The 20,196-nt window shown below is 45.6% G+C and carries 17 protein-coding genes and 4 pseudogenes; 11 read left to right on the forward strand and 10 right to left on the reverse strand.

Going from position 1 to position 20,196, the window contains the following annotated elements:
- The first annotated feature begins 113 nt into the window (after positions 1 to 113).
- The gene (locus TZ48_RS12705) at positions 114 to 686 is read left to right on the forward strand and encodes an aldolase/citrate lyase/malate synthase family protein (RefSeq protein WP_042502951.1); all 573 of its coding nucleotides are present in this window, start codon (positions 114 to 116) and stop codon (positions 684 to 686) included.
- A 74-nt stretch (positions 687 to 760) separates the two neighbouring features.
- Here the strand turns inward: TZ48_RS12705 and TZ48_RS12710 are convergent.
- A pseudogene (locus TZ48_RS12710) lies at positions 761 to 1,782 on the reverse strand (GGDEF domain-containing protein).
- 221 nt (positions 1,783 to 2,003) lie between these two features.
- Positions 2,004 to 3,253 (reverse strand): annotated as a pseudogene (locus TZ48_RS12715) (NADH:ubiquinone reductase (Na(+)-transporting) subunit B).
- Between the two features lie 142 nt (positions 3,254 to 3,395).
- On the opposite strand from TZ48_RS12715, the pseudogene TZ48_RS12720 reads away from it, so the two are divergent.
- The 4 genes and pseudogenes from TZ48_RS12720 (at position 3,396) to TZ48_RS26130 (ending at position 7,173) form a co-directional block, all read left to right on the forward strand.
- A pseudogene (locus tag TZ48_RS12720) lies at positions 3,396 to 4,741 on the forward strand (DASH family cryptochrome).
- A 91-nt stretch (positions 4,742 to 4,832) separates the two neighbouring features.
- Positions 4,833 to 6,383 (forward strand): cryptochrome/photolyase family protein, encoded by a 1,551-nt coding sequence (locus tag TZ48_RS12725; RefSeq protein WP_112479428.1) that lies wholly within the window; start codon positions 4,833 to 4,835, stop codon positions 6,381 to 6,383.
- Between the two features lie 26 nt (positions 6,384 to 6,409).
- A complete protein-coding gene (locus tag TZ48_RS12730) occupies positions 6,410 to 6,931 on the forward strand; it encodes an SDR family NAD(P)-dependent oxidoreductase (protein ID WP_338062270.1) in 522 nt (173 codons plus the stop codon).
- Positions 6,932 to 6,933: 2 nt separating this feature from the next.
- Positions 6,934 to 7,173, forward strand: a complete 240-nt coding sequence (locus TZ48_RS26130; RefSeq protein WP_112459934.1) for a Rossmann-fold NAD(P)-binding domain-containing protein — start codon at positions 6,934 to 6,936, stop codon at positions 7,171 to 7,173.
- On the opposite strand, the gene TZ48_RS12735 is transcribed toward TZ48_RS26130, so the two are convergent.
- Complete coding sequence (locus tag TZ48_RS12735; RefSeq protein ID WP_112479429.1) at positions 7,156 to 7,308, reverse strand: DUF2256 domain-containing protein; 153 nt, start codon at positions 7,306 to 7,308, stop codon at positions 7,156 to 7,158. The genes TZ48_RS26130 and TZ48_RS12735 overlap by 18 nt on opposite strands.
- A 298-nt stretch (positions 7,309 to 7,606) precedes the next feature.
- On the opposite strand from TZ48_RS12735, the gene TZ48_RS12740 reads away from it, so the two are divergent.
- Together TZ48_RS12740 and TZ48_RS12745 are read left to right on the forward strand one after the other, a co-directional pair.
- Entirely contained in the window at positions 7,607 to 8,305 is a 699-nt protein-coding gene (locus TZ48_RS12740) for a PhzF family phenazine biosynthesis protein (protein WP_112479430.1), read from the forward strand.
- Positions 8,306 to 8,383: 78 nt separating this feature from the next.
- Positions 8,384 to 8,620: a GNAT family N-acetyltransferase gene (locus TZ48_RS12745; protein WP_112479431.1), complete on the forward strand. Its 237-nt coding sequence runs from the start codon at positions 8,384 to 8,386 to the stop codon at positions 8,618 to 8,620.
- Between the two features lie 56 nt (positions 8,621 to 8,676).
- Here the strand turns inward: TZ48_RS12745 and TZ48_RS12750 are convergent, their stop codons facing one another.
- Entirely contained in the window at positions 8,677 to 10,377 is a 1,701-nt protein-coding gene (locus tag TZ48_RS12750) for a heparin lyase I family protein (protein ID WP_112479432.1), read from the reverse strand.
- 689 nt (positions 10,378 to 11,066) lie between these two features.
- On the opposite strand from TZ48_RS12750, the gene TZ48_RS12755 reads away from it, so the two are divergent.
- Positions 11,067 to 11,909, forward strand: a complete 843-nt coding sequence (locus TZ48_RS12755) for an alpha/beta fold hydrolase (RefSeq protein ID WP_239670834.1) — start codon at positions 11,067 to 11,069, stop codon at positions 11,907 to 11,909.
- A gap of 67 nt (positions 11,910 to 11,976) precedes the next feature.
- Here TZ48_RS12755 and TZ48_RS12760 read toward each other — a convergent pair whose 3' ends face one another.
- Positions 11,977 to 13,065: a DUF3541 domain-containing protein gene (locus tag TZ48_RS12760; RefSeq protein WP_112479433.1), complete on the reverse strand. Its 1,089-nt coding sequence runs from the start codon at positions 13,063 to 13,065 to the stop codon at positions 11,977 to 11,979.
- A gap of 296 nt (positions 13,066 to 13,361) precedes the next feature.
- On the opposite strand from TZ48_RS12760, the gene TZ48_RS25080 reads away from it, so the two are divergent.
- Positions 13,362 to 13,517 (forward strand): hypothetical protein, encoded by a 156-nt coding sequence (locus TZ48_RS25080; protein WP_239670835.1) that lies wholly within the window; start codon positions 13,362 to 13,364, stop codon positions 13,515 to 13,517.
- A 686-nt stretch (positions 13,518 to 14,203) separates the two neighbouring features.
- Positions 14,204 to 15,460, forward strand: a complete 1,257-nt coding sequence (locus tag TZ48_RS12765; protein WP_112479533.1) for an MFS transporter — start codon at positions 14,204 to 14,206, stop codon at positions 15,458 to 15,460.
- A 94-nt stretch (positions 15,461 to 15,554) separates the two neighbouring features.
- Here TZ48_RS12765 and TZ48_RS12770 read toward each other — a convergent pair whose 3' ends face one another.
- The 3 genes from TZ48_RS12770 to TZ48_RS12775 all read right to left on the reverse strand — a co-directional run bounded on the left by TZ48_RS12770 (position 15,555) and on the right by TZ48_RS12775 (position 17,686).
- Positions 15,555 to 16,280, reverse strand: a complete 726-nt coding sequence (locus tag TZ48_RS12770) for a sulfite exporter TauE/SafE family protein (RefSeq protein ID WP_112479434.1) — start codon at positions 16,278 to 16,280, stop codon at positions 15,555 to 15,557.
- A 250-nt stretch (positions 16,281 to 16,530) separates the two neighbouring features.
- Positions 16,531 to 16,671, reverse strand: coding sequence for a hypothetical protein (locus TZ48_RS25085; RefSeq protein WP_239670836.1), 141 nt, complete (start codon positions 16,669 to 16,671; stop codon positions 16,531 to 16,533).
- A gap of 295 nt (positions 16,672 to 16,966) precedes the next feature.
- Positions 16,967 to 17,686 (reverse strand): SDR family oxidoreductase, encoded by a 720-nt coding sequence (locus tag TZ48_RS12775; protein WP_112459942.1) that lies wholly within the window; start codon positions 17,684 to 17,686, stop codon positions 16,967 to 16,969.
- A 301-nt stretch (positions 17,687 to 17,987) separates the two neighbouring features.
- Here TZ48_RS12775 and TZ48_RS12780 point away from each other — a divergent pair.
- Positions 17,988 to 18,463, forward strand: a pseudogene (locus TZ48_RS12780) (L,D-transpeptidase family protein).
- Positions 18,464 to 18,484: 21 nt separating this feature from the next.
- On the opposite strand, the gene TZ48_RS12785 reads toward TZ48_RS12780, so the two are convergent.
- Together TZ48_RS12785 and TZ48_RS25855 are read right to left on the reverse strand one after the other, a co-directional pair.
- The gene (locus TZ48_RS12785; protein WP_112479435.1) at positions 18,485 to 19,600 is read right to left on the reverse strand and encodes an OmpP1/FadL family transporter; all 1,116 of its coding nucleotides are present in this window, start codon (positions 19,598 to 19,600) and stop codon (positions 18,485 to 18,487) included.
- Positions 19,601 to 19,951: 351 nt separating this feature from the next.
- Positions 19,952 to 20,083 carry a hypothetical protein gene (locus TZ48_RS25855; protein ID WP_275426437.1) on the reverse strand — a complete coding sequence of 44 codons (132 nt, stop codon included), beginning with the start codon at positions 20,081 to 20,083 and terminating at the stop codon, positions 19,952 to 19,954.
- Between the last annotated feature and the right edge of the window lie 113 nt (positions 20,084 to 20,196).

A 20,196-nucleotide genomic window follows, 5' to 3' on the forward strand; every position in this document is an offset into this window, starting at 1 on the left:
TCAAAAACACGCTAGTCTACAAAGTATACAAATCACAAAACGAATATAAATTTAAACATCCGTTTGGGTTGATTACTCTAATTTGGATCTAGCAGCAGTAAGAGGGACAGACTATGAACATGTTGACATTCGATAAAACAGAACTTCATAAGAACCATTCAACCTTTATCGCAGAAGCCGTGTTCGCCGTCGAGATGGTTAAAGCTGATGAGCAGATGGAAAAACAAAAGATGGCAAAACAGCTGCTAGACACCCTGTTTCCCCTCGAAAAAGGCTCACATGAGGACGTGGTGAGCTACGAAATTGATTATCGCCACGTACAGGCGTATTTCAAAAATGGAGAGCACACGGGACTCAAACGCGCTAAGCACTTCGTAGCTTACCTTGGCGATAAATGTGCACCAGAAGGTATTTTGCTTCGTGATGAAAGCGGCACTCACCTAGAGGTTACGATTGGTCGTCGTAAAGGTACTGGCAATTTAGAGCTGGTAGAAATTGAAGACATTCAATTGGAAACATGTACCACGTTTGGTCAGTCAGAAAACTGTCACGCTTCGGGAATTCGTCACTGGGTTAGTCTAGTGAAAGGCGATGAGCAAGGGCGACCACGCGCTTGCAGTGAGGATAAAGAGTACACCGCGAAAAACGGTGACGATTACACATTAGGATTCAGCTTCGCATTTTAATTCACGCTAGCACGTTTATTATTACCGCATTTTCCTTTGGTAGTATTGCCCCGCCTTAACGGTGGGGCGTTTTTTTAGAACGGCATCACTCGGTTACGACCAGAACGTTTCGCGTCGTAAAGCTGCTTGTCGGCACGGTCAACCAGCGACGCATAGCTGTCCCCTGTTATGAATTCTGCCACGCCAAAAGAGGCGGTAATGTTGCCGACCTTTTGGCCGTTCTTACGATCTTTAATGGTCATTTTTTCAACGGCCAAACGCAGGGCGTCTGCCATTTGTCTCGCAACACGCAGTGATTTATTCGGTACAATCAGCGCGAATTCTTCGCCACCGAATCGATAGGCAGTAATGCCGCCACGACAAGCTTGCTTCAGACGCTGAGAGATCCCTTTCAAAATGGTGTCGCCAAATAGATGCCCCATTTCATCGTTGAATTTTTTAAAGTGGTCGATATCTAACAAAATCAAACTTAGTGGCTGCTTGGCTTCGCAAAACATGGTTAAGTCGGCATCAAAAGCACCGCGGTTATACAGCGAGGTTAAGCTGTCGAACATGGCGTTGCATTGGACTTTTGCTAACTGAGATTTGAGTCGGCTGATCTCATCGCTGGCGTTTTTGAGCTGTCCGTGTATGAAGTCTGTGGAGTGCCTAATGTCGTTGGCTTCATCGACTAATTGTTTGATAAGGGGCATCACTTCATCAAGGTCGGTGCACGCTCGGCATCCAGACTTGATGATAAGCCGTCAAAGCTATGTTCAAGCGCTTGTGAAAACTCGCTGGTGTCGCTAAGGGCATCATCCATCGAGCTCGACATCTCAGTGACAATGGCTTCCAGGTTTTCTTTTAAACCCTGAAGATCCACTTCTGCTTTTTCAGCAATGTGGCTTCGATAAAGAGAAGCGGAGTTAACAGGTGGTAGGACTTCGTAATCTTTAAGTATGGCATCCATATCGGCATTTAACTCAGGGATGGTCTGATCCACATAGGTATACCATAAAGCGTAATTCGCCGGCGTTGCCGGTACGTGATGTTTCACCATCAGCGGCACCGCTTTTTTCAGATTGGCAGCCGATTTCTGAAAATCGTTTTTCTTCATAGTCCCTTCGTTGTCCTTAGCTCATTCCGATAAATGCCATAATTTCTTGTAGTTATTTTTACTGTATAGCTGTGCAATTATCTAATGAGATGAGTAAATTGTCACTTTCGGATCCTCAGTTTTTGAAAATAGACACTAAAAAAGGTGTGATCTTTATTCCGCAACAGCACTCTTATAAATGCTGTTGCAGTTTACAATGTGTATTGCACGCTTTTTGAGCATTATTGATTAAGCTTGTTCATCCTACGTGTTCGGCGCTTAACCATAGACTCTTTGACCACATGATCGAACAGTGGCGCAAACAGGTTCGCGAACAAGATCGCGAGCATAATGCCCTCTGGATAAGCTGGGTTGAGTACACGTATGAAGATGGTCATAACCCCTATCAGCACACCGTAAGCCAGTTTTCCCGAGTCAGTAAATGCAGCGGAAACCGGATCGGTCGCCATAAAAAAGGTGCCAAACGCGACGCCGCCAATCACAAAGTGCCACCATATCGGCATGGAGAACATAGGGTTACTATCTGACCCAATCAGATTGAGCAATGTCGCGGTAGCAGTCAGGCCAATCAATACACCAAGCACAATTCGCCAAGACGCAATGCCTATCGCAATCAAGAATAGGCCAGCCAGCATGATAAGTAGCGTCGACACCTCGCCCATTGAGCCTGGAAGATTACCGATAAAGGCATCACTCCAAGAGAGGGTTTCACCCGTCATGTTATTGATTAGCGCACTTTGACCACCTTCATACCATTGGCTTAGTGGCGTTGCGCCTGAGTAACCATCGGCAGCCACCCAAACTGCCCCGCCAGACATTTGAGCAGGGTAAGCGAAATACAAAAAAGCCCGTCCGGCGAGCGCAGGGTTTAAGAAGTTACGCCCTGTCCCTCCAAAGACTTCTTTTGCAACCACTATCCCGAAGGTGATGCCAAGCGCTGCCTGCCACAAGGGAATCGTGGGGGTAAGATAAGTGCAAACAGGATGGAGCTGACGAAAAAACCTTCGTTGACTTCGTGTTTGCGGACGATAGAGAACAGCACTTCCCAAAAACCGCCGACGATAAATACTGTCGCATAGACTGGCAGAAAGAAGAGCGCGCCGTAGAACATTTCACTGGCCCAACCGGCACTGGTCAGTGCCTCTGGAGACCCAAAAGCTAGAGACAAGCGCCAACTTTGCTCAAACACTGGCACCAGTTCATCCAGTGTGTAGGTGACACTGAGTGCCGCTGTTGCTTGGTTACCTATGTTGTACATTCCCCAGAACATGGCTGGGAATACCGCAATCCATACCATGATCATGATGCGCTTCAAGTCGATGCTGTCTCTTAAATGGGTGCGCCCTTGTGTTACGTGACCGGGCGTATAAAAAAGGGTAGCGACAGCTTCGTACAGTGGATAGTAGGTTTGGTATTTCCCTCCTGGCTCAAAATGTGGGGCGAGATTATCGAGTGTTTTTTTGAGTGCCATAATGCAAGCCTCTTATGGTTTAGACACACTTTTTACGTGTGTACTTCGCGAACCGCCCACTCATTGACTAAGCTAACAAGCGCGTCTGTACGTATGTGTAAACACTGCCCGCGCTTAACGCGACGAACATAGCGAGAACAAGATGGCCATCAAACGAGGATTGTATTGGTTTTATAACGACTTGCGGTTGCATGACAACGCACTGCTCTCCAAAGCAGCTAGAGAAGTAACCTCTCTTCACTGCGTGTTTTTTCCTGAATTAAAGACGCAGTTCGAACGTCGATTTCTCCCGGTTGAAATCAATAATGATGCTAAGCAGCACTTCTTAATGCAGTCAGTCGGAGAGCTCAATCAGTCCCTCAGACAAATTGGGCAAGTGCTCCACAAGTTGGAGGCAGATAGCTTGGGGAAGCATCGCAGCAGTTAAGCGAACTCATTGGCCGTTATGACATTACTGACCTGTTTGTTGCACAAACAGCCAGCTGGTACGCTGAGACTGTGGTGGATCACTTGGCTCGTCATCATCCAAGACTCACCGTACATAGAGAAGAAAGTCACAGTCTGTTTTGTGAAAACACATTACCTTTCGACTTATCTGATTTACCCGATTCATTTTCAAAGTTTCGAAAGCTGATAGAAAAGCAGCCCATTGCTCTTCCCGGAAGTACGGTGACTGAGCTGCCACCTCCGATTAACAATCGCCAAGGACTTCCTGAAGCGTACGGATGCTTCGAGCAGGTGGTAAATTTGGGAGAACAAGGTGTCCGGGGTGGCGAGCTTGCAGGACTTGCGCATGTGCGAGGATATTTCGAGACAGATGCCGCGCTGAGTTACAAGCAGACACGCAACGCGTTGGACGACTGGCGAAGTTCCACCAAGTTCTCGTTGTGGCTTGCCAATGGCAATGTGTCACCAAGAACGATTGTGAGTCAACTGCATCGGTTTGAAAGGCGGTTTGGTGCCAACGAGTCAACCTACTGGATTGTGTTTGAGCTGCTGTGGCGTGAATACTTCCATTGGTATGCTCGCTGTCATGGCGCAAGATTGTTCGCGTTTTCAGGTATTAAGCACAAGTCGCCGCTGACTTCATTCTATGCACAGCGATTCCGTCAGTGGGTAAACGGCAACACCCCTTACCCCATTGTTAATGCCTGTATGCGTCAGCTGAAACAGACAGGTTATATGTCTAATCGTGGCCGACAGCTGGTGGCCAGTTGTCTTGTCCATGAACTCGCCATTGATTGGCGCTACGGCGCTAACTACTTTCAGCATACATTGATTGATTACGATGTGGGCTCGAACTGGGGGAATTGGCAGTACTTGGCAGGTGTCGGGGCTGACCCGCGTGGTCATCGTAAGTTTGACTTACAAAAACAGACACAACTCTATGATCCTGAGGAAGTTTTCATCCGTACGTGGGAAGGTGATGGCCTATCTATGAGTGTAGATGCAGTAGATATGGTGGATTGGCCACTTGATAACGGTTAAATGACCCGCTAAAGGTGTCGCATCATAAAGACGAAGTCAAATATCACGGGCAAAACTGACTGCCAACATACAACAGAAAAGGAGAGTAGCGATGGCGTATCACACGGTTCGACTCATATTGGGTGATCAACTCAACTTACAGCACTCTTGGTTTTCAGATGTAGAAAATGGCGTGCTCTATCTTATTGCTGAGTTAAAACAAGAGTCTGAGTATGTGACTCACCACATCCAAAAGCAGGTCGCCTTCTTTCTCGCCATGGAATCCTTTGCCCATGCCTTGTCTGAGCAGGGGCATCACGTGGAGCATTTGACGCTTGATGATAGCGCTCGGTTTGAATCGTTAGACGAACTCATTTTCGCAAAGTGTTTACATCATGGCGCCGAGCATTTTCAGTACCAAAGACCTGACGAATGGCGTTTGCTCGAGCAACTGAGACAAATCGCACTACCAGATATCGCTGTGAAAGAGGTGGATACCGAGCACTTTCTGTTGCCGTTTTCAGAGATCGAAGCACTGTTTCCAAAGGGTAAAGCGATCGTTATGGATCGCTTTTATCGGAAAATGCGCAAGAAACATGGCATGTTGATGGAAAGCGAAGACAAACCGCTTGGAGGTAAGTGGAGCTTTGATGCTGACAACAGAAATAAACTGAAAAGCAACGACTTAAATGACTTACCTGCGCCTCTCCTGTTCGCCAACTCCACACGCGATGTCATCGATCGCATGGTGAGACACGATATTGAGTCCATTGGAGAGATTGGTCAGCAGTTGCTGTGGCCGATTAATCGCGAGCAATCGCTGAACTTACTCGCCCATTTTTGCCAGATCTGTTTACCCAACTTTGGCCGCTTTCAAGATGCCATGACGGCGGAGCATGAGTCGATGTGGAGTTTGTATCACAGTCGGTTGTCATTTTCACTCAACAGCAAAATGTTGTCTCCGTTGGAAGTGTTGTACGCCGCTATTAACACGTATTCTGAATCGGATGGCTCGATCAGCTTAGCGCAGGTAGAAGGTTTCGTGCGTCAAATATTGGGTTGGCGCGAGTACATTCGTGGAATGTACTGGAGCAATATGCCGGAGTATCAATACAAAAATGCCCTTGAAGCATATCGGCCTTTGCCCAAGTTTTACTGGACTGGGCAAACGAAAATGCGCTGCATGCACCATGCCATCTCTCAATCGCTAGAGTTTGCCTATGCGCATCATATTCAACGTCTTATGGTCACAGGTAATTTTGCATTATTGACGGAAGTTGACCCAGACAAAGTTGAAGAGTGGTATCTCGGGATATACGTCGATGCCATAGAGTGGGTTGAGATGCCTAATACGCGAGGAATGGCCTTGTACGCCGATGATGGGCTTATTGCGACCAAGCCGTATTGCTCAAGCGGTGGCTACATCAATAAGATGAGTGATTATTGTGGCGGCTGCTACTACAACGTAAAAGAGAGGAGTGGCGAGCAAGCGTGTCCTTTTAATGGCTTTTACTGGCGTTTCATGCACAAACATCGTGAAAAGCTCGCGAGAAACCCACGCGTTGCGATGATATATCGCACTTGGGATCGCATGGCGCCGGAAGTGCAAGACGAGCATTTGACGACAGCAGAAGCCAATTTAGCTCGAATTGACGAGCTATAAATCATGACACTGTTTAGGAGCAAGGGATGTCAGATTTAGGGTTAAACGTTTTGATTGTTGGTGGCTCAGGCGGCATTGGTTGGGCACTATGCAAAACTCTATCTACCCTTCCTAACGTGACCGTCATGGCTACATATCGACAAGGTATTCCGGCAGAAGCAGAAGACTATAGTGACATTGTTTGGCTGCCTTTAGATGTATGCGAGCCTTCGCAATACGCGCCTCTGGTTGAAGGGATAACAGAGGTTCTATCTGGAAATAAGGCAGCTAGGCAATCTGCTTGCCTGGATTGGGTGATAAACTGCGTTGGTCAGCTTTCTATCGACCACGAGCTGCCTGAGAAAAATCTCAAATCTATTGAGGCTGATCGGTTTACTAAAGCGATGCAGATCAACACATTACCAACTCTGCTTCTTGCTCAGCATCTACAGTCTTTATTGAGGCGCTCCGCTGCACCTCGTTTTGCAACGGTGTCAGCTCGCGTTGGCAGTATCAGTGATAACGGTTTAGGGGGTGGTATAGCTACCGCTGCTCGAAAGCGGCACTAAATATGGCGCTGAAAAATATCAGTATTGAGTGGGGGCGGTTGATGCCCAACTCCTGCACGGTTGCTTTGCATCCTGGGACGACCGATACCTCTCTTTCAAAACCTTTTCAAGCCAATGTGCCTGAGCACAAGTTGTTTTCAGCAGACAAAACCGCACGCTTGCTAATGAGTGTGTTGATGTCTCTGCAGCGTGAGAATAATGGCCAGTTTCTTGCGTTCGATGGTTCACTGATCGAATGGTAATCGATGTTTATTAGAAGCACAGCGCTTTGAGCAATATTTCACATCATCCCAGCAGCGTTGCCATTTCTTGCGCCAGTTAAAGTGGCGGCGACACACGGGGCACAGTTTACTCGGCAGATGGGCTTTGTTGTGCATAGGTAACTCATGTCTAGTTCGGTATGATCCTATACGAAACTCCGCTGTAGATAGATGAAACTCGGCTGTAGATAGATGAAACTCGGCTGTGGATAGGAGCAAATGTGACTATGATTCCGTGGTTGCTTCAGGTTTATTGAGATATTCCCTCGTTTATTATCTATTCTTTACACAGCAGTGGTGTAAAAGGTTATTCTCATGAAACTCGATATTTATCAGTAAACGCGTTTACCGCAGAGCCGTTTAAAGGCAACCCCGCAGGGTTTGTGTTACGCAGCAGCCGCTGCCGGCATCATTGATGCTCAATATCGCAAAGGAAATGGCGATTTCAGAAACCGCGTTTTTGTCGCTTAGCGATAACCGACTTCGCTGGTTCACGCCGCAAATCGAGGTCGCGCTTTGTGGTCATGGCACTCTGGCTACCGTTAATGTACTAGATGAACTTGGGTTGCTAGGTGAAAGAGGGACGTTTACGTTTCACACCTTATCTGGCGATTTGTCTGCGCAAAAATCTGGTGCGCGAATTTCAATGGATTTTCCTTTGTTTCCACCACTCCCACGAGCATCCATGTCAACCGAGCGTTTGGCTGCGTTAGGGCTTAGCAGCGATGATGTTGAGTTTGTTGGAGAAGTCGAAGGTGGGAAAGATTTCTTAGTTCTGAAACATGAAGACAGTTTGCATCATCTGCGTCCAAACTTTAATGCATTATTAGAATCGGATGGCAGGGCAGTGATCGCCACAGCCCAATCTTCGAGAAGCGATGTCGATTTTATTGCCCGTTACTTTGCTCCTTGGGTTGGGGTGAATGAAGACCCTGTAACAGGTTCCGCCTACTGCGCTCTCGCGCCATACTGGGCAGAAAAACTTGGCAAGTGCTCACTTGTAGGCTATCAGGATTCAGAGCGAGGTGGCTACGTTGGTATGATGGTGAAAGGTGAGCGTATTGAGCTGTGTGGCCAGGCTGTGACCCTAATTAGGGGGACGATCGATGTTTAATACTGGTTTTCTAATTTCATAACGCGCTGATTTTCGGTAGTCTTTGCCTTTCTATCCCGACGTGAATCTGGAGATTTTATGATTGAACACCAACAAGAACGTCAACGTTTTGTGGTTGCGAAAGATGGCCACGAAAGTGTATTGGAGTATAAATTAAACGGTAACAGCATTAACTTTACTCGTACTTATGTGCCGGATGTATTTCGTGGGCAAGGTATCGCCAAACAATTGGTTGATCAGGGTTTGGAATGGGCTCGTGCGGAGCAGTTTGATATCGAAGCGGACTGTTGGTACGTTGCGAAGTTTTTAGACTGACTTCATTTTAGAACGGCGAATCGTCAGTGACGGTTCGCCGATCGGCTTATTATTGGCTATCGATTGGGATCAAAAGGATAGGGATCGAGTCCATTACTCACCCCGTCATCGTCACTATCGTTATAAATGCCATCTACGGGCGCCTGTCCCCACTCTTCTAACGAGCGGTTAATGGCTTTAGACACAGATACGTTGTCAAAATATAGGGTTCTCGCGTCACGAATCTCAGTGTACATACCTAGCTTGGTATAACCATTGTTACCAATCAGTAGCGTTTTACCTGTGCGATCGAGTTTCAATTCACCGTTTACCCAGATCATCACACGACCATCAGCGTCTAACGATTTTTTGAAGTAGACCCGAATATCCGTCCAAGTGTCTTGCGGCGCAACGCCAAGATCCATCGTTGGGTAGTTAGGTGCGTGGTAGGTGAGCTTAAAGTCGCCGTTGTTGCTCAGTCGAATAGCGCCATGTGGCCCCGAGCTAAAGGATTTCCACTGCGTAACGATAATGGAGTACTTAGTGATGTTTTGCCATGATGCATCAGGGCGAATACTGGCACTGTAATAGTAATCATCCCCCGGCGCGAAATTGTAATCACTGTTCATAAAGGCAATTTCACTGCGATACGCCGGTGGCTCTCCATAAAACTTGAGCACATGCTCACCCGTTCTTGCCCAAGGGACGTTCTCTACTTGGTAATAATGGTAGCTAGCTGGCTCTTTTGTCAGTGAGTCATAGCTACTTGAAAATGAAGCCGTCAACGCTTGATTTAATCCTGATTGAGGGTCACCATTTTCGAAACCGGCAGTGTAGATAGGGGCAGCATCCTCAATAGGTGTCGTGCGATCTATTTGCACGCTTACCCATTCTGGGTCGGATACATTGAATCCATCATCAACGCGGTAGCTAAATTCATCAAGACCAACGAAATCAGCAGAAGGCGTATACAGAACTTTGCCTTCAGCGATACTGATGGAGCCATATGTTGGCTGTTCTGTCAGTACAATGGTGAGTTGATCGTTTTCAGGATCATTATCATTGGCGAGTACATCACACAGCAACTGCTGATTTTCCGCGCCGATACATTGATCCGGTTGAGTGCTGGTGGCGATATTTTCTGAACGTGTTGGGTCGAGAGGGTAATCATCATCGACATCGGGAACGCCATCATTGTCATCATCAGGGTCTTGGTTGTCACCTAGATCGTCTTTGTCTGAATCTTTAGTTTCTGCTGGATCGTTAGGGAAGGCATCTTCGGCATCGACAACACCGTCACCATCGGAATCCTTTGACAGTGGTGACAGATCGAATTGCATTCTGTCGACACGTACCGAGCCATCTCGAGCAAAAAGAGTAAACGTGTGCTCACCGGCGGCTAGAAAAAGAGTATGTGGTTGGGTTTGCTCAAAGTTTCTTGTTTCCCCTGTACTTGACAGGAAGGGCATTTCGACCAGGATCGTATCCCCTTCATGCAGTTCGAGAGAGCGAACTTTTGTCGACTTAGAGCCAAGCCAGGCAGAAAATTCATAATAACCCGATTCAGGGACACTTACGGTGTAGTTCATCCATTCACCGCGACCAAACCAGCCGACATGGACTTTGCCATCGTGAGTGGAAAAATCGACCCCTTCGTTTCGATAATTCTTTGACCCTAGGTTGTCCGCTTCTCTATCCGAGTAAGCAATATTTTGACCACCGAGATCGAAGTCTTCCGCTTCAATGACAGTGGGCAACTCATGAAACGGCAGAGCCATTTGGCCGGATCCCAAGGGAATACATCAAGACTGTCATTGATACCATCTCCATCGGTATCGTTCGCCAACGCTGTTGTCGACGCACAGGCAAGCGCAATAGCCATCACCAGTGTTCGATTTTTTATGGTTGTGGACATAGTGCCACTCCTTATTTATGGGTAAGCAGAGCTACACCGCCAGGCGTACTTGGCGGTGGATATTGAAAATAGGAGTGCACTCATCTTCAACATAGCGAAGTTAATTTATATATCAAACTGGGTTTATATTGGCCTGGTGAATAGTTTGCTGAGTGTGGTTCGTAAAGTAAATATCTGTTGTCGCTTTCTATATTAACCACGAGAAAGTGACGGTTTTGATTATTTAGACCTTATATTTCGTATGGTTAACTTAAAGCGCAGCGAATCTAAGCGTGTAAATTTTACGAGCTCAGGAGACAAAACTATGATTTTGCTTCCGCATTAGAGGGGGCGTATTGAGGTAAGTAGTATCGAGTTCAAGATTGCCCGCATTTTGCTATCTCTCAGTTGTTAATAGTTTTTATATCAATAAGTTGTGCTACCCGTTTTCTCAATGTTCTATCGACCACTAATATGTCGTAATTTGGAACAAAAATCCCTTCATCCCCTCCTAGTACAGGTAGTACCCGTTTGATATGCTAACAATGGATCGGTGGTTTGGAGAGAGGTAACATGATGCGGAACAATTGGGCACTGCTTGTACCCGCAATATTACTCGTAGGATGTAGCAAACCCGAAATGGAGGTCACTGACGCGCAGTATCAAGCTCATCATGGCGAGCAGGTCGTGATAGTGCATGGTTTAGCGCGTAGCGCTTGGTCGATGCAAAATATGTCGAAGGGCATTGCAGATCAAGGTTATCAAGTCTGTGTTGTAGACTATCCAACGTTGCGTCAACCTATCGAAAACACCTTGGATAAAAGTGCCGAAGAATTGTCACGCTGTATCTCAGAGTTCAATGACTCTAAACAGAAGAGAGATAGTCAGGCGGTAGCGAAGCATGCTTCTGGTGAACACGTACCCACCAACTTTGCTTTAAAAAATCACGCCAAGATCCATTTTGTAGGCCACTCCCTTGGCGGTTTGGTGATTCGCTCTTATCTTGCCGAGCATCCTGATTTTGTTCATTCTGAGCAAATGGGCAATGTGGTTTTTGTAGGCACTCCTAATCATGGCAGTGATGTTGCGGATTTTTTTTCTGATACCTGGATGCTGTCATTAGTGGGTGGCACCGCAGAATCATTGACGACAAACCCGGAGAGCTTTCCAAACCGTCTTCCGCTTCCCAACTATAACTTTGGTGTCATTGCTGGCACCCAAAGTTACCCAGTGTTCAATAGTATGTTTGCTAAAACCAATGATGGTTTGGTGTCCGTTGAGTCAACAAAGTTAAAAGGCATGCAAGACTTTATCGAAGTAGACATTAAGCATGACAGGTTGCGCCGAGATCCTTACGTGACGGGGCTCATTGTGCAGTTTTTGCAGTCAGGGCAATTTGAACCGGACAGTGAATAAATCCAAAGGCCGGTTCTTTTAACTGTTTTCGATTCTTCTAACCGCTCTCGATGCTTCTATCTTCTCTCTATGCTGATGGTCGCACGCCGTAAGGCAACTGCTTAAAGAGCTTTGGATCCGATGACACATTGGGTCCAATATAAGGTGCTCTCCAGTCGAGTAACATAATGGCGAGTACGTTACGATGCTCGCCATAAGCAAAATCGAAATCGCCAGAAACTGATGGGATCATGCCATGTTTCTTATCAACGGCACGAGCGATAGCGGCGCGAGCTTTCGTTACAACAGGATCATCATGAAGTCCTGCTAACAAAAAGCTGATCCCAACTTCAGCAATAATATCCTCCTTGGTGTGCTTGATGATGTCATCGATGTTGCGACGGAAATAATCGTAAATCCATTGATGGTCTTTTTCATTGACTGGGCGTTGATAGTAACCAGAATCCGCCAAAATGATGTGCGTCATGCCATAGAGTTTGTTGCCAAACTGCTGCTTGCTTAAGCGGTAGTCTTCGCTATCTGGGTAAGTGCGTTGGAACGCGTCGACAAACTCAGAAACTAAATCTTGCTCACCGATCTGCCTTAACCAATACGCTTGGTTAGCCAGTTGCGCTGCCCATGCGGTAATCATTGTCTTATCAGTCAGAATGCTTTCAAAATCGTAGCTTCGAAGCACCTTGCGCAATTTTTGGTCAGACTTATGAGTGACTCCATATTCTTGCAATCTGGCGAGATACCGTAAAAGGTCGAGTCCCATATAGAAGTAGTCTGGGTTGTTTTTGGTTGCAGCATAACGGCGCTGGCTGCGCTCGTCTTTACCTTTTTTGTATTCATTTAGGCGAGCAAGAGAGTGCTGACGAATTGCGTTGGGCGTGGTGACGTCGGCGGCTATTTGATTGAGTCGGTCAGTCACATTAGCAAGGTCGACCAAAATGGTGGTGTGGTATTTCTCATCTTGAGTTTGGCGGTACATGCGTAAGCCAAAATGCCCTTGTTTATAGGGAGATAGAGAGAATAGCTTGGACTCGTAAGTATCTTTAACCACGTTCGCGTATGCCTGAAGCTGGCCAGGGGAGTTGTTTAGATCGAAGATACTAGCACCGGTGACCAAAAAGGCACTCAGAATTAGAATCAGCAGTCTTTTATTCAATAGCATAGCATTTACCCAGTGGATTGAGATCTACCAAGTGTAGGAACAAACTGACGGCGCTTTGTAATGGTTGGGTAAAACTTATTGTTGCTCTGAATGTATGCTGTCAAAATGCGTGAAAGTGAGTAGTTAGCTTTAATTGATTGTCGTGGTGAATGGTTTGGCTTGGGGTTATTTGCGCTGATTATTTGCACAGTGAAATGACGCTAATTCTTTGCTGATCTTTGAATTTCTTGTCTATGCTGAGAAAGCGAGGCACGGAGACTGCCCGTAGAACAAGACTTTAGCAAGGAGTATTCATAATGAAGTCATTAGTAGTGTTCGTGCTAAGCACGGTATGTTCGTTTTTTGCTTTGGCTGATGATGCAGGTGAGCCAGGCAATATCTGTTTAACTGATACTGGGTTGGTGGTGACCACTCATCTCGATACCTGTCCTAAAAACATGAAAAAACTCTAACCTGATTGAACCAGCGACTTGCTGGTTCAACTTATCTTTTCTTGAATATTTACCTCTCATTGGATGTTTTTAACTGAATATCTAACCATAAATTCCCAATCAAGAATCAAATATTATATCTGGAGTTAAACATACCGCAGTAAAATACTTAGGTATTTTACTGCGGTATGTTCAAATCTATTTATAATGCTTGGCTTTAATTAGATTTTGCCCTCCTATTCGATAATTTGTTGGATGGTGGTTTGTTCTAATTTGACGGTAAATAGGTCGTTAAAGCTATAAAAAATGTCAAATTTTAACAGTATTGGATCATTTAATGGCTTTTTGTTTTGCGTATTTATCTTTTTGTTAACATATGATTTTTTGATTTTAGAACATTTTATAATTTTGAGACATTGAGCATGCCTATTTCTTCAAAATATTGATTCAGGGTATTTCAATATTTAAGTTTGGTAGTAAGTTAATAATCAACAAACAAAGGAATATGATCTATGGATAACATTATTAAATGTTACGCCCGGAGTAACATTTAATCTGTCGTCGTAGGATTATTGTACTTGTTTGATACCAGTCAGAATGAAAGGCCACGGTGGCCTACTTATTTACCAGAAGGATGCTTGCTGAAATTTTGCGGTATGAAAGCAGACAGTGCTTTCAGACAAGCAAGAGGGATGCGCAGAATAGTTATGCTAAAAAATCTATTTAACAAACTTGGGATCGAACTTTGGTTCTCCGCCCACCTTGCCTACGGCTTTGTACAGCTAGTTTTCATTCCGATTGTTATGCCTGCTTTTGTTGCAGAGCGTACAGGCAGCTTTGCAAACGCGGGTCTAGCAATGGGCTTCTTTGGTGTTGCAGGCCTTGCCGCTCCAATTATTGGTTTATTGGCCGATAAATTTAAGGCGCACCGCCTAGCGCAGTTCCTTGGTATGGTTGCGTATATCGTTGCCGGCTTCTGCTACATCGCAGCGGGTACTAATTTCAACATGATGGCAATTGGTTCGGTATTCTTTGGTTTAGGTTCTGCGACATTGCTGATGCTTAACCCAGTGTTCATTGCGTTTGCAGGTTATGACAATAAGACGGAAGCACTAAAGCTAGGACGCATGGCGCAAGCTGCAATCATCGGTACGCTATTGGGTGGCGGCGCACTGGCTGCTCTAACTGACGGTGGTTTTGGTTACGAGACGAGCTTCTACACTATGATGGCGACCGTTGCGGTGCTGTCAGTGATTACTTTCCTAACCAACAAAGAAGCGGGTCAGCGCGTACTGGATACGGCAGAAGCGCGTGAAAAAGCAGCGGCAGAAGAAGCGCAAGAGAAGGTGAACCTAATCAAAGTGATTTTCTCAAAGTTTGGTCTGTTCCTGTTTGCTGTTGCGGCATTATGTGCGGGTCAAGGTGCATTCCAAGCCCAGTTCCCTAACCTAATGAAAAATGCCTTCACAGTCTCGGAAGCCTTGTCGGCAACGAGTTTGTCAATCTCAGCGGTATTAGGTCTTATTGTTGTTGTTGCCGCAGAGCGCTTTTCTGCGAAATTTGGTCCTACAGCACTGTTTAAGTTATGTACTGTTGCATCAATTGTGGTTATCGCGGCGCTATACTTTATCGCAGAGCTTCAGTTTATCCCTACAGTGATTCTGCCAGTGGCTTTGGTTATTATTTACTTGCAAGGTATTACCGTTACAGACATGTGTTCCCCTGCGGTTGCATCACGCTTGACGCGTGTTGGTGCAGGTTACACACAAGGTCTAATGATGTTCTTCATCTCAATCGGTTTTGCTACAGGTAGCGCAATCAGTGGCTTTACTGTTGAAGAGTTTAGCTGGAGTGCACTACCGGTCGCGATTGGTGTACTAACTGCGGTAGCGTTTGTTGCCATTTGGATTGTAACGCGTGAGAAGCAATCATCAGATCACTCTGCTGACGCAAAACATGCCTAATCTCGCTTGATCTAAGCAATGAAAAAGGAGCGACTTCGCTCCTTTTTTTGTGCTTGTTGTTTAGGCAAGCACGAGTAAAAGTTACTAGGCAGAACTAAAAGCTCTGCCAAATTGCGGTGATGCCACTTAATGAACATAGTACTAGTGCCGCAAGGCGAATCTTTTCTTTCGGCAACGACCCTGTGGTGAGCTTAGCTAATTGGTAGCCGAGCCATGCTGCTGGGATCAGTGGAACCGTAATGAACAAGTGGTGTGTGGTTAGAAAGCCTATGGGTGCTTGCATCACGAGTGAAATAAACGAGCTAAACACAAAAAATGCAGAGAGGTTACCGCGTAGCTGATTGGCCTCTTGGTGTTGAAGCAACAATGCCATTGGTGGACCACCAATGCCGCTACTGGTACCAAAAAAGCCAGAGAAAAAACCAGCGATCCCCATTCTTACCGGGGTCGGCTCAATACGAACCGGAAGTAGACTGACGACAACCGCAAACACAACCAGTAACCCTAGCCAAAGTGACAATACTTGTGTTGATACATAAAGCAGAAGCGCAGCGCCAGCGATTGAACCCGGGATACGGCCAATGATGGCCATTTTAAGTCCACCAATCGCAATGCTGCTGCGATGTTTCATTGCGTTGAGTAGCGAAATAAACAGCGCAACAAGACAGATCGGCGCAGGCACATAGTCAGGTGATACTTGAAACAGTAAAGGCGCAGCGACAATGGCGAGTCCAAAGCCGATGGCGGTTTGAACGTAGGAGCCAACAAAAATGAGCAACATCGCAATAAGCGATGTTTGGCTAAACCAATCAGCGAACATGGATTGTCCCTTTCAACAACAAGGCGAAGAATTGGCTATTGTACCCGCAACTTACTCTAAGCGGCATACCGAAATGAAGATAAATCTTGCGTTGTGAGAAGAGGCTAGACAGGGATATAGGGTATATATGTGTTCTAATCGTTGTCTGCGTGAAACTGACATAAAAAAGGGAGCAAAAGCTCCCAAGTAAAATATAAAGCAACGAAAAGGTTAAATAGAGGTTTGTCGCGATATATTCCCTACAAACCGCTTATTCAGAGTTTTCCATCCCTGTGCAAAGTAGCTCTGCTGCAACCACACCAGTACTGAATGTGATGCCCGCCATTAACAATACGATAGCGTACTTACTTGCAATGATGCATAAACCTAAGGTGTTGATAATTTTATCCATTTCACTTCTCCTTCATTCAGGAATCGTTATTGACTAACGCTATTTTAATCCAGAGAAGAGAAGGGATTTGCGAGATGACGCTACTAATAATAAAGCTTTTGCAACTATATGCTGAAAAATAAGACAGCGTCATAGAATTACAACTGATTACAAAATAAACGTTTTGCAATACTTATATTCAAAGTGTTTCGATTCTTTTATTTGCTGCTTTTCAGGCGTAATTCTTTATATAGGGTTGGCTTTAATGGCTAAAAAATGGCGATGCTACTGAGCATCGCCGATGTTAAAAAAGCGCTTATGGCTGCTGTCGAGTTGGCGCCAGAACGATTTCTCGAACACACACATTTTGCGGTTGTGCGTAAGCGAACTCAACGGCTCTCGCTACGTCATCAGCCGCTAGTACGCCACCCATGACTTCTTTCCACTCGTCGTAGCCATCTTTGATCTCTTGAGATGTGGTATGTGACAGTAGCTCAGTCTCAACCGCACCTGGAGCGATAGTAACAACGCGTACATCAGATTCAGCCACTTCTTCACGCACATTTTCAGAGATAGCATGCACGGCAAATTTAGTGCCGCAATAGGCAGCGTGATTACCAAAAGTTTTACGTCCAGCAATAGAGCTAATGTTGATAATGGTACCTGAATTGCGCGCTTTCATTGGCGCTAACACTGCTTGCATACCGTTTAGAAGACCAAGCACGTTGACGTCGAACATGGTTTTCCACTCAGACGCGTCTTGAGTGTCGATTTGGCCAAGTAGCATAACACCAGCGTTGTTGATTAACGCATCTGCAGGACCAAATGCCTGTTCCGCTTTTTGAATCGCGGCTTCGAAAGTCGCTTTGTCAGTAATGTCGACTTTTTCACACATAGTGTTTGGTAACTCTAGTGCCTCAAGTTTTTCGACGCGACGAGCAAGAAGTAGTAGAGGGTGGCCTGCGTCACTGAGACGACGAGCAATAGCTTCACCTATACCAGAGCTGGCACCTGTAATAACAACGAGCTTTTTCATGTGTTCACCTTAACGATTGTTTGGACTTCTCTGTGAAGTTGCTAAGCAGTTTAGTCAATTTACTATTGTTGATATATGGGGATTTAATGAAAACAGTGTTGTTATTTGGCAACAAAAATAGAGAGAATCTAATCCTATAATGTATTCAGTTGCTTGCATCAATGAGCGTTGAGAGCTCAACCCACACGAGGACTTTTCATTGGAACCGAGAGTGAGAACGGGTAGAATCTGCCTCCCAAAGCTAGAATCGCTTGGGGTACGAGAGGAAAGACTGATGTATAAGTGGTTATTAGTTTTGGTTATGGTGATCGCGTTGCCTACGAATGCTCAAGGTTTTGAGCTTGAAAAACAGGCAGTGGTTGATCGCGTGGAAGTGAAAAAGTCTGTTAGGCGAATGTATTTGATGGACGGTGACGTCGTGGTTCGAGAGTATCGTATCGCTTTGGGTAAGAGTCCACGCGGCCATAAGATCCAAGAAGGAGATAACCGCACGCCAGAAGGAAAGTACTATTTAGACTTCGTGATGGATGATTCGGCCTTTTATCGCTCAATGCACATTAGCTACCCCAACCTCAGAGATAAGAACCGAGCGGAGAGTTTAGGTGTCAGCCTGGTGGGAACATCAAGATCCATGGCTTAAAAAATGGCGATCGCCGTGCGCCACAGTTTGTTCAGAGTTTTGATTGGACGAATGGCTGTATCGCCATCACCAATGAAGAGATGGATGAACTTGTGTCTTTAGTCAAGATTGGTACACCCATCTACATTCGATGGTAGGAACTTCTCTTTTTGTACTCTTTAATAGCGGTATGTTAGCCCAAGACTTACGCCGTAGCCTTTGTTTTGAACGTCGACTTTAGTATCCAGTGGATCGATTGCGATATATTTTCTTGCGTAGTTCTCAGCGAAGCCAGTTAGATCTAGAGTCAGGTTATCACTCACGTTATACGCTGCACCCAAACGATAACGCACATCCTCTCCACCAAAAGAGTCAATGGCTTCATCTATGCTTGCACCACCGCGTAACGAAAAGTCACCAATTCGATATTCCATTGAGGTCGCATAGCGTTTGCTATGGCGAGAGCCTTTCAGTAGCCCGAAAAGGTCATCGTAATTGGAATAGGTCACGCCTTGTCCATTCCAGCGTGATAGGCTGAAGGTATTGTGCCACGACCAGTTGTCTGTGAGTGCTATTGTGCCGTAGACGCTGGTTATTGATGGCAAATCAAACTGAATATTGCTGTCGCCAAAATCGCTCGCTAATCGATGTGTCGCCGCAAGAGTTAGCCAAGAATTCGCTTGCCATGTTGCACTTAGAGCGCCGCTCCAACCATTAGTATTCCCGGTCGTAGTGTCAACGTTACAGGTAAACCATTCACACTTTTTTGCTTCAAGCAAATAGTCCGCGTATTGATACTCCAACGTAGCTCCGATGCTGAAGTTACCCATTTTATAGGCAACACTGGGAGCAAATGAGACAACAATTGGCCGAGTACGTGCTTCTCTGTGGAATGGAATGCCTAAAAATTTTATATCAGGAACCGAAATATCCGCTGCGGTTCGGCTATAAGCCGCAAGACCGACATACCAGTTTGATTCGAGAGGCATAACTAAAAAACCAGCGGGAATCGGGTTGGCTTTGGAGTAGGCTGCTTTGGTTCCTAAAATGTCGTAATCGGTATCCACTTGATAGCGCGTCACGCTTGCCGTCACTGTAGTCGAGGTTAACTGCGTCATACTCGATGGCGCGGTCGCCAAAATACTGGCATCGATGGCTTCGGCGCCATTGGCACTGGCAAGGGCGCTATTCGATGTGGACGACTCCCAAAAGTTTAGCCCTGTGGCATTGGCAATTGGGTTGAGCATTAAGGCAGACAGGCCTGCTGTCATTGAAACACGTTGTTTGAAAGACATGTTCGTTATGATTGAGTGAAAAAGGCGCACATTCTAGCACGATGGTTTTTTAGTCAAAGACAGTTTTGTGTGAATAAAAGTGTAAACCAGTATTTGTGCTGAGCCCTTGGATGCTCTGAGCTCCGTATCTAATCTTCTAAGTTTGCTAACGTTCTGATTATCAAAAGGTTGATGTATGAATACAGAGAGTGGATATGCATTAGAAGATGATTGTCTATTGGATAGCCAGTTTGGGGAAGTGTCAGATTTTTCTTCTCAAGGGTAAATCTTTGTGAAGAGGCGATAGCCGAGGAACGAAAGTGTTTAATTGGGGTGAGCATAAACATGCTTCCCCAGCTATCGCGATTCGGTTTATTTAAGGAACTGACAAGCTTTTGCTAGTTGGATGAGTGCTTCAGTTTGCCAGCGTGGTCGTTGTTTGTGACTGGCAATCTGCTTTAAGTAATAGGTTGTTAAGGGTTTTGCTTTGCTATTGTTTTTCATTGGGAAGCTCCGTTTGTGCTTGTCTTTGACGATGCGTTTAGTATGAGTTTTTATGGGGAAATAAAAAACAGAGCTTGTTGTTTGAAAATTATGCCTTAATTTGGCCTATTTAT

This window comes from Vibrio variabilis (genome assembly GCF_003263785.1).
GTDB lineage: Bacteria > Pseudomonadota > Gammaproteobacteria > Enterobacterales > Vibrionaceae > Vibrio > Vibrio variabilis.

Bases quoted from the DNA above. Each gene is read 5' to 3' on its own strand.
- TZ48_RS12705 (WP_042502951.1), top strand. From the start codon at position 114: ATGAACATGTTGACATTCGATAAAACAGAACTTCATAAGAACCATTCA.
- TZ48_RS12725 (WP_112479428.1), top strand. From the start codon at position 4,833: ATGGCGTATCACACGGTTCGACTCATATTGGGTGATCAACTCAACTTA.
- TZ48_RS12730 (WP_338062270.1), top strand. From the start codon at position 6,410: ATGTCAGATTTAGGGTTAAACGTTTTGATTGTTGGTGGCTCAGGCGGC.
- TZ48_RS26130 (WP_112459934.1), top strand. From the start codon at position 6,934: ATGGCGCTGAAAAATATCAGTATTGAGTGGGGGCGGTTGATGCCCAAC.
- TZ48_RS12735 (WP_112479429.1), bottom strand. From the start codon at position 7,308: ATGCACAACAAAGCCCATCTGCCGAGTAAACTGTGCCCCGTGTGTCGC.
- TZ48_RS12740 (WP_112479430.1), top strand. From the start codon at position 7,607: ATGCTCAATATCGCAAAGGAAATGGCGATTTCAGAAACCGCGTTTTTG.
- TZ48_RS12745 (WP_112479431.1), top strand. From the start codon at position 8,384: ATGATTGAACACCAACAAGAACGTCAACGTTTTGTGGTTGCGAAAGAT.
- TZ48_RS12750 (WP_112479432.1), bottom strand. From the start codon at position 10,377: ATGGCTCTGCCGTTTCATGAGTTGCCCACTGTCATTGAAGCGGAAGAC.
- TZ48_RS12755 (WP_239670834.1), top strand. From the start codon at position 11,067: ATGATGCGGAACAATTGGGCACTGCTTGTACCCGCAATATTACTCGTA.
- TZ48_RS12760 (WP_112479433.1), bottom strand. From the start codon at position 13,065: ATGCTATTGAATAAAAGACTGCTGATTCTAATTCTGAGTGCCTTTTTG.
- TZ48_RS25080 (WP_239670835.1), top strand. From the start codon at position 13,362: ATGAAGTCATTAGTAGTGTTCGTGCTAAGCACGGTATGTTCGTTTTTT.
- TZ48_RS12765 (WP_112479533.1), top strand. From the start codon at position 14,204: ATGCTAAAAAATCTATTTAACAAACTTGGGATCGAACTTTGGTTCTCC.
- TZ48_RS12770 (WP_112479434.1), bottom strand. From the start codon at position 16,280: ATGTTCGCTGATTGGTTTAGCCAAACATCGCTTATTGCGATGTTGCTC.
- TZ48_RS25085 (WP_239670836.1), bottom strand. From the start codon at position 16,671: ATGGATAAAATTATCAACACCTTAGGTTTATGCATCATTGCAAGTAAG.
- TZ48_RS12775 (WP_112459942.1), bottom strand. From the start codon at position 17,686: ATGAAAAAGCTCGTTGTTATTACAGGTGCCAGCTCTGGTATAGGTGAA.
- TZ48_RS12785 (WP_112479435.1), bottom strand. From the start codon at position 19,600: ATGTCTTTCAAACAACGTGTTTCAATGACAGCAGGCCTGTCTGCCTTA.
- TZ48_RS25855 (WP_275426437.1), bottom strand. From the start codon at position 20,083: ATGAAAAACAATAGCAAAGCAAAACCCTTAACAACCTATTACTTAAAG.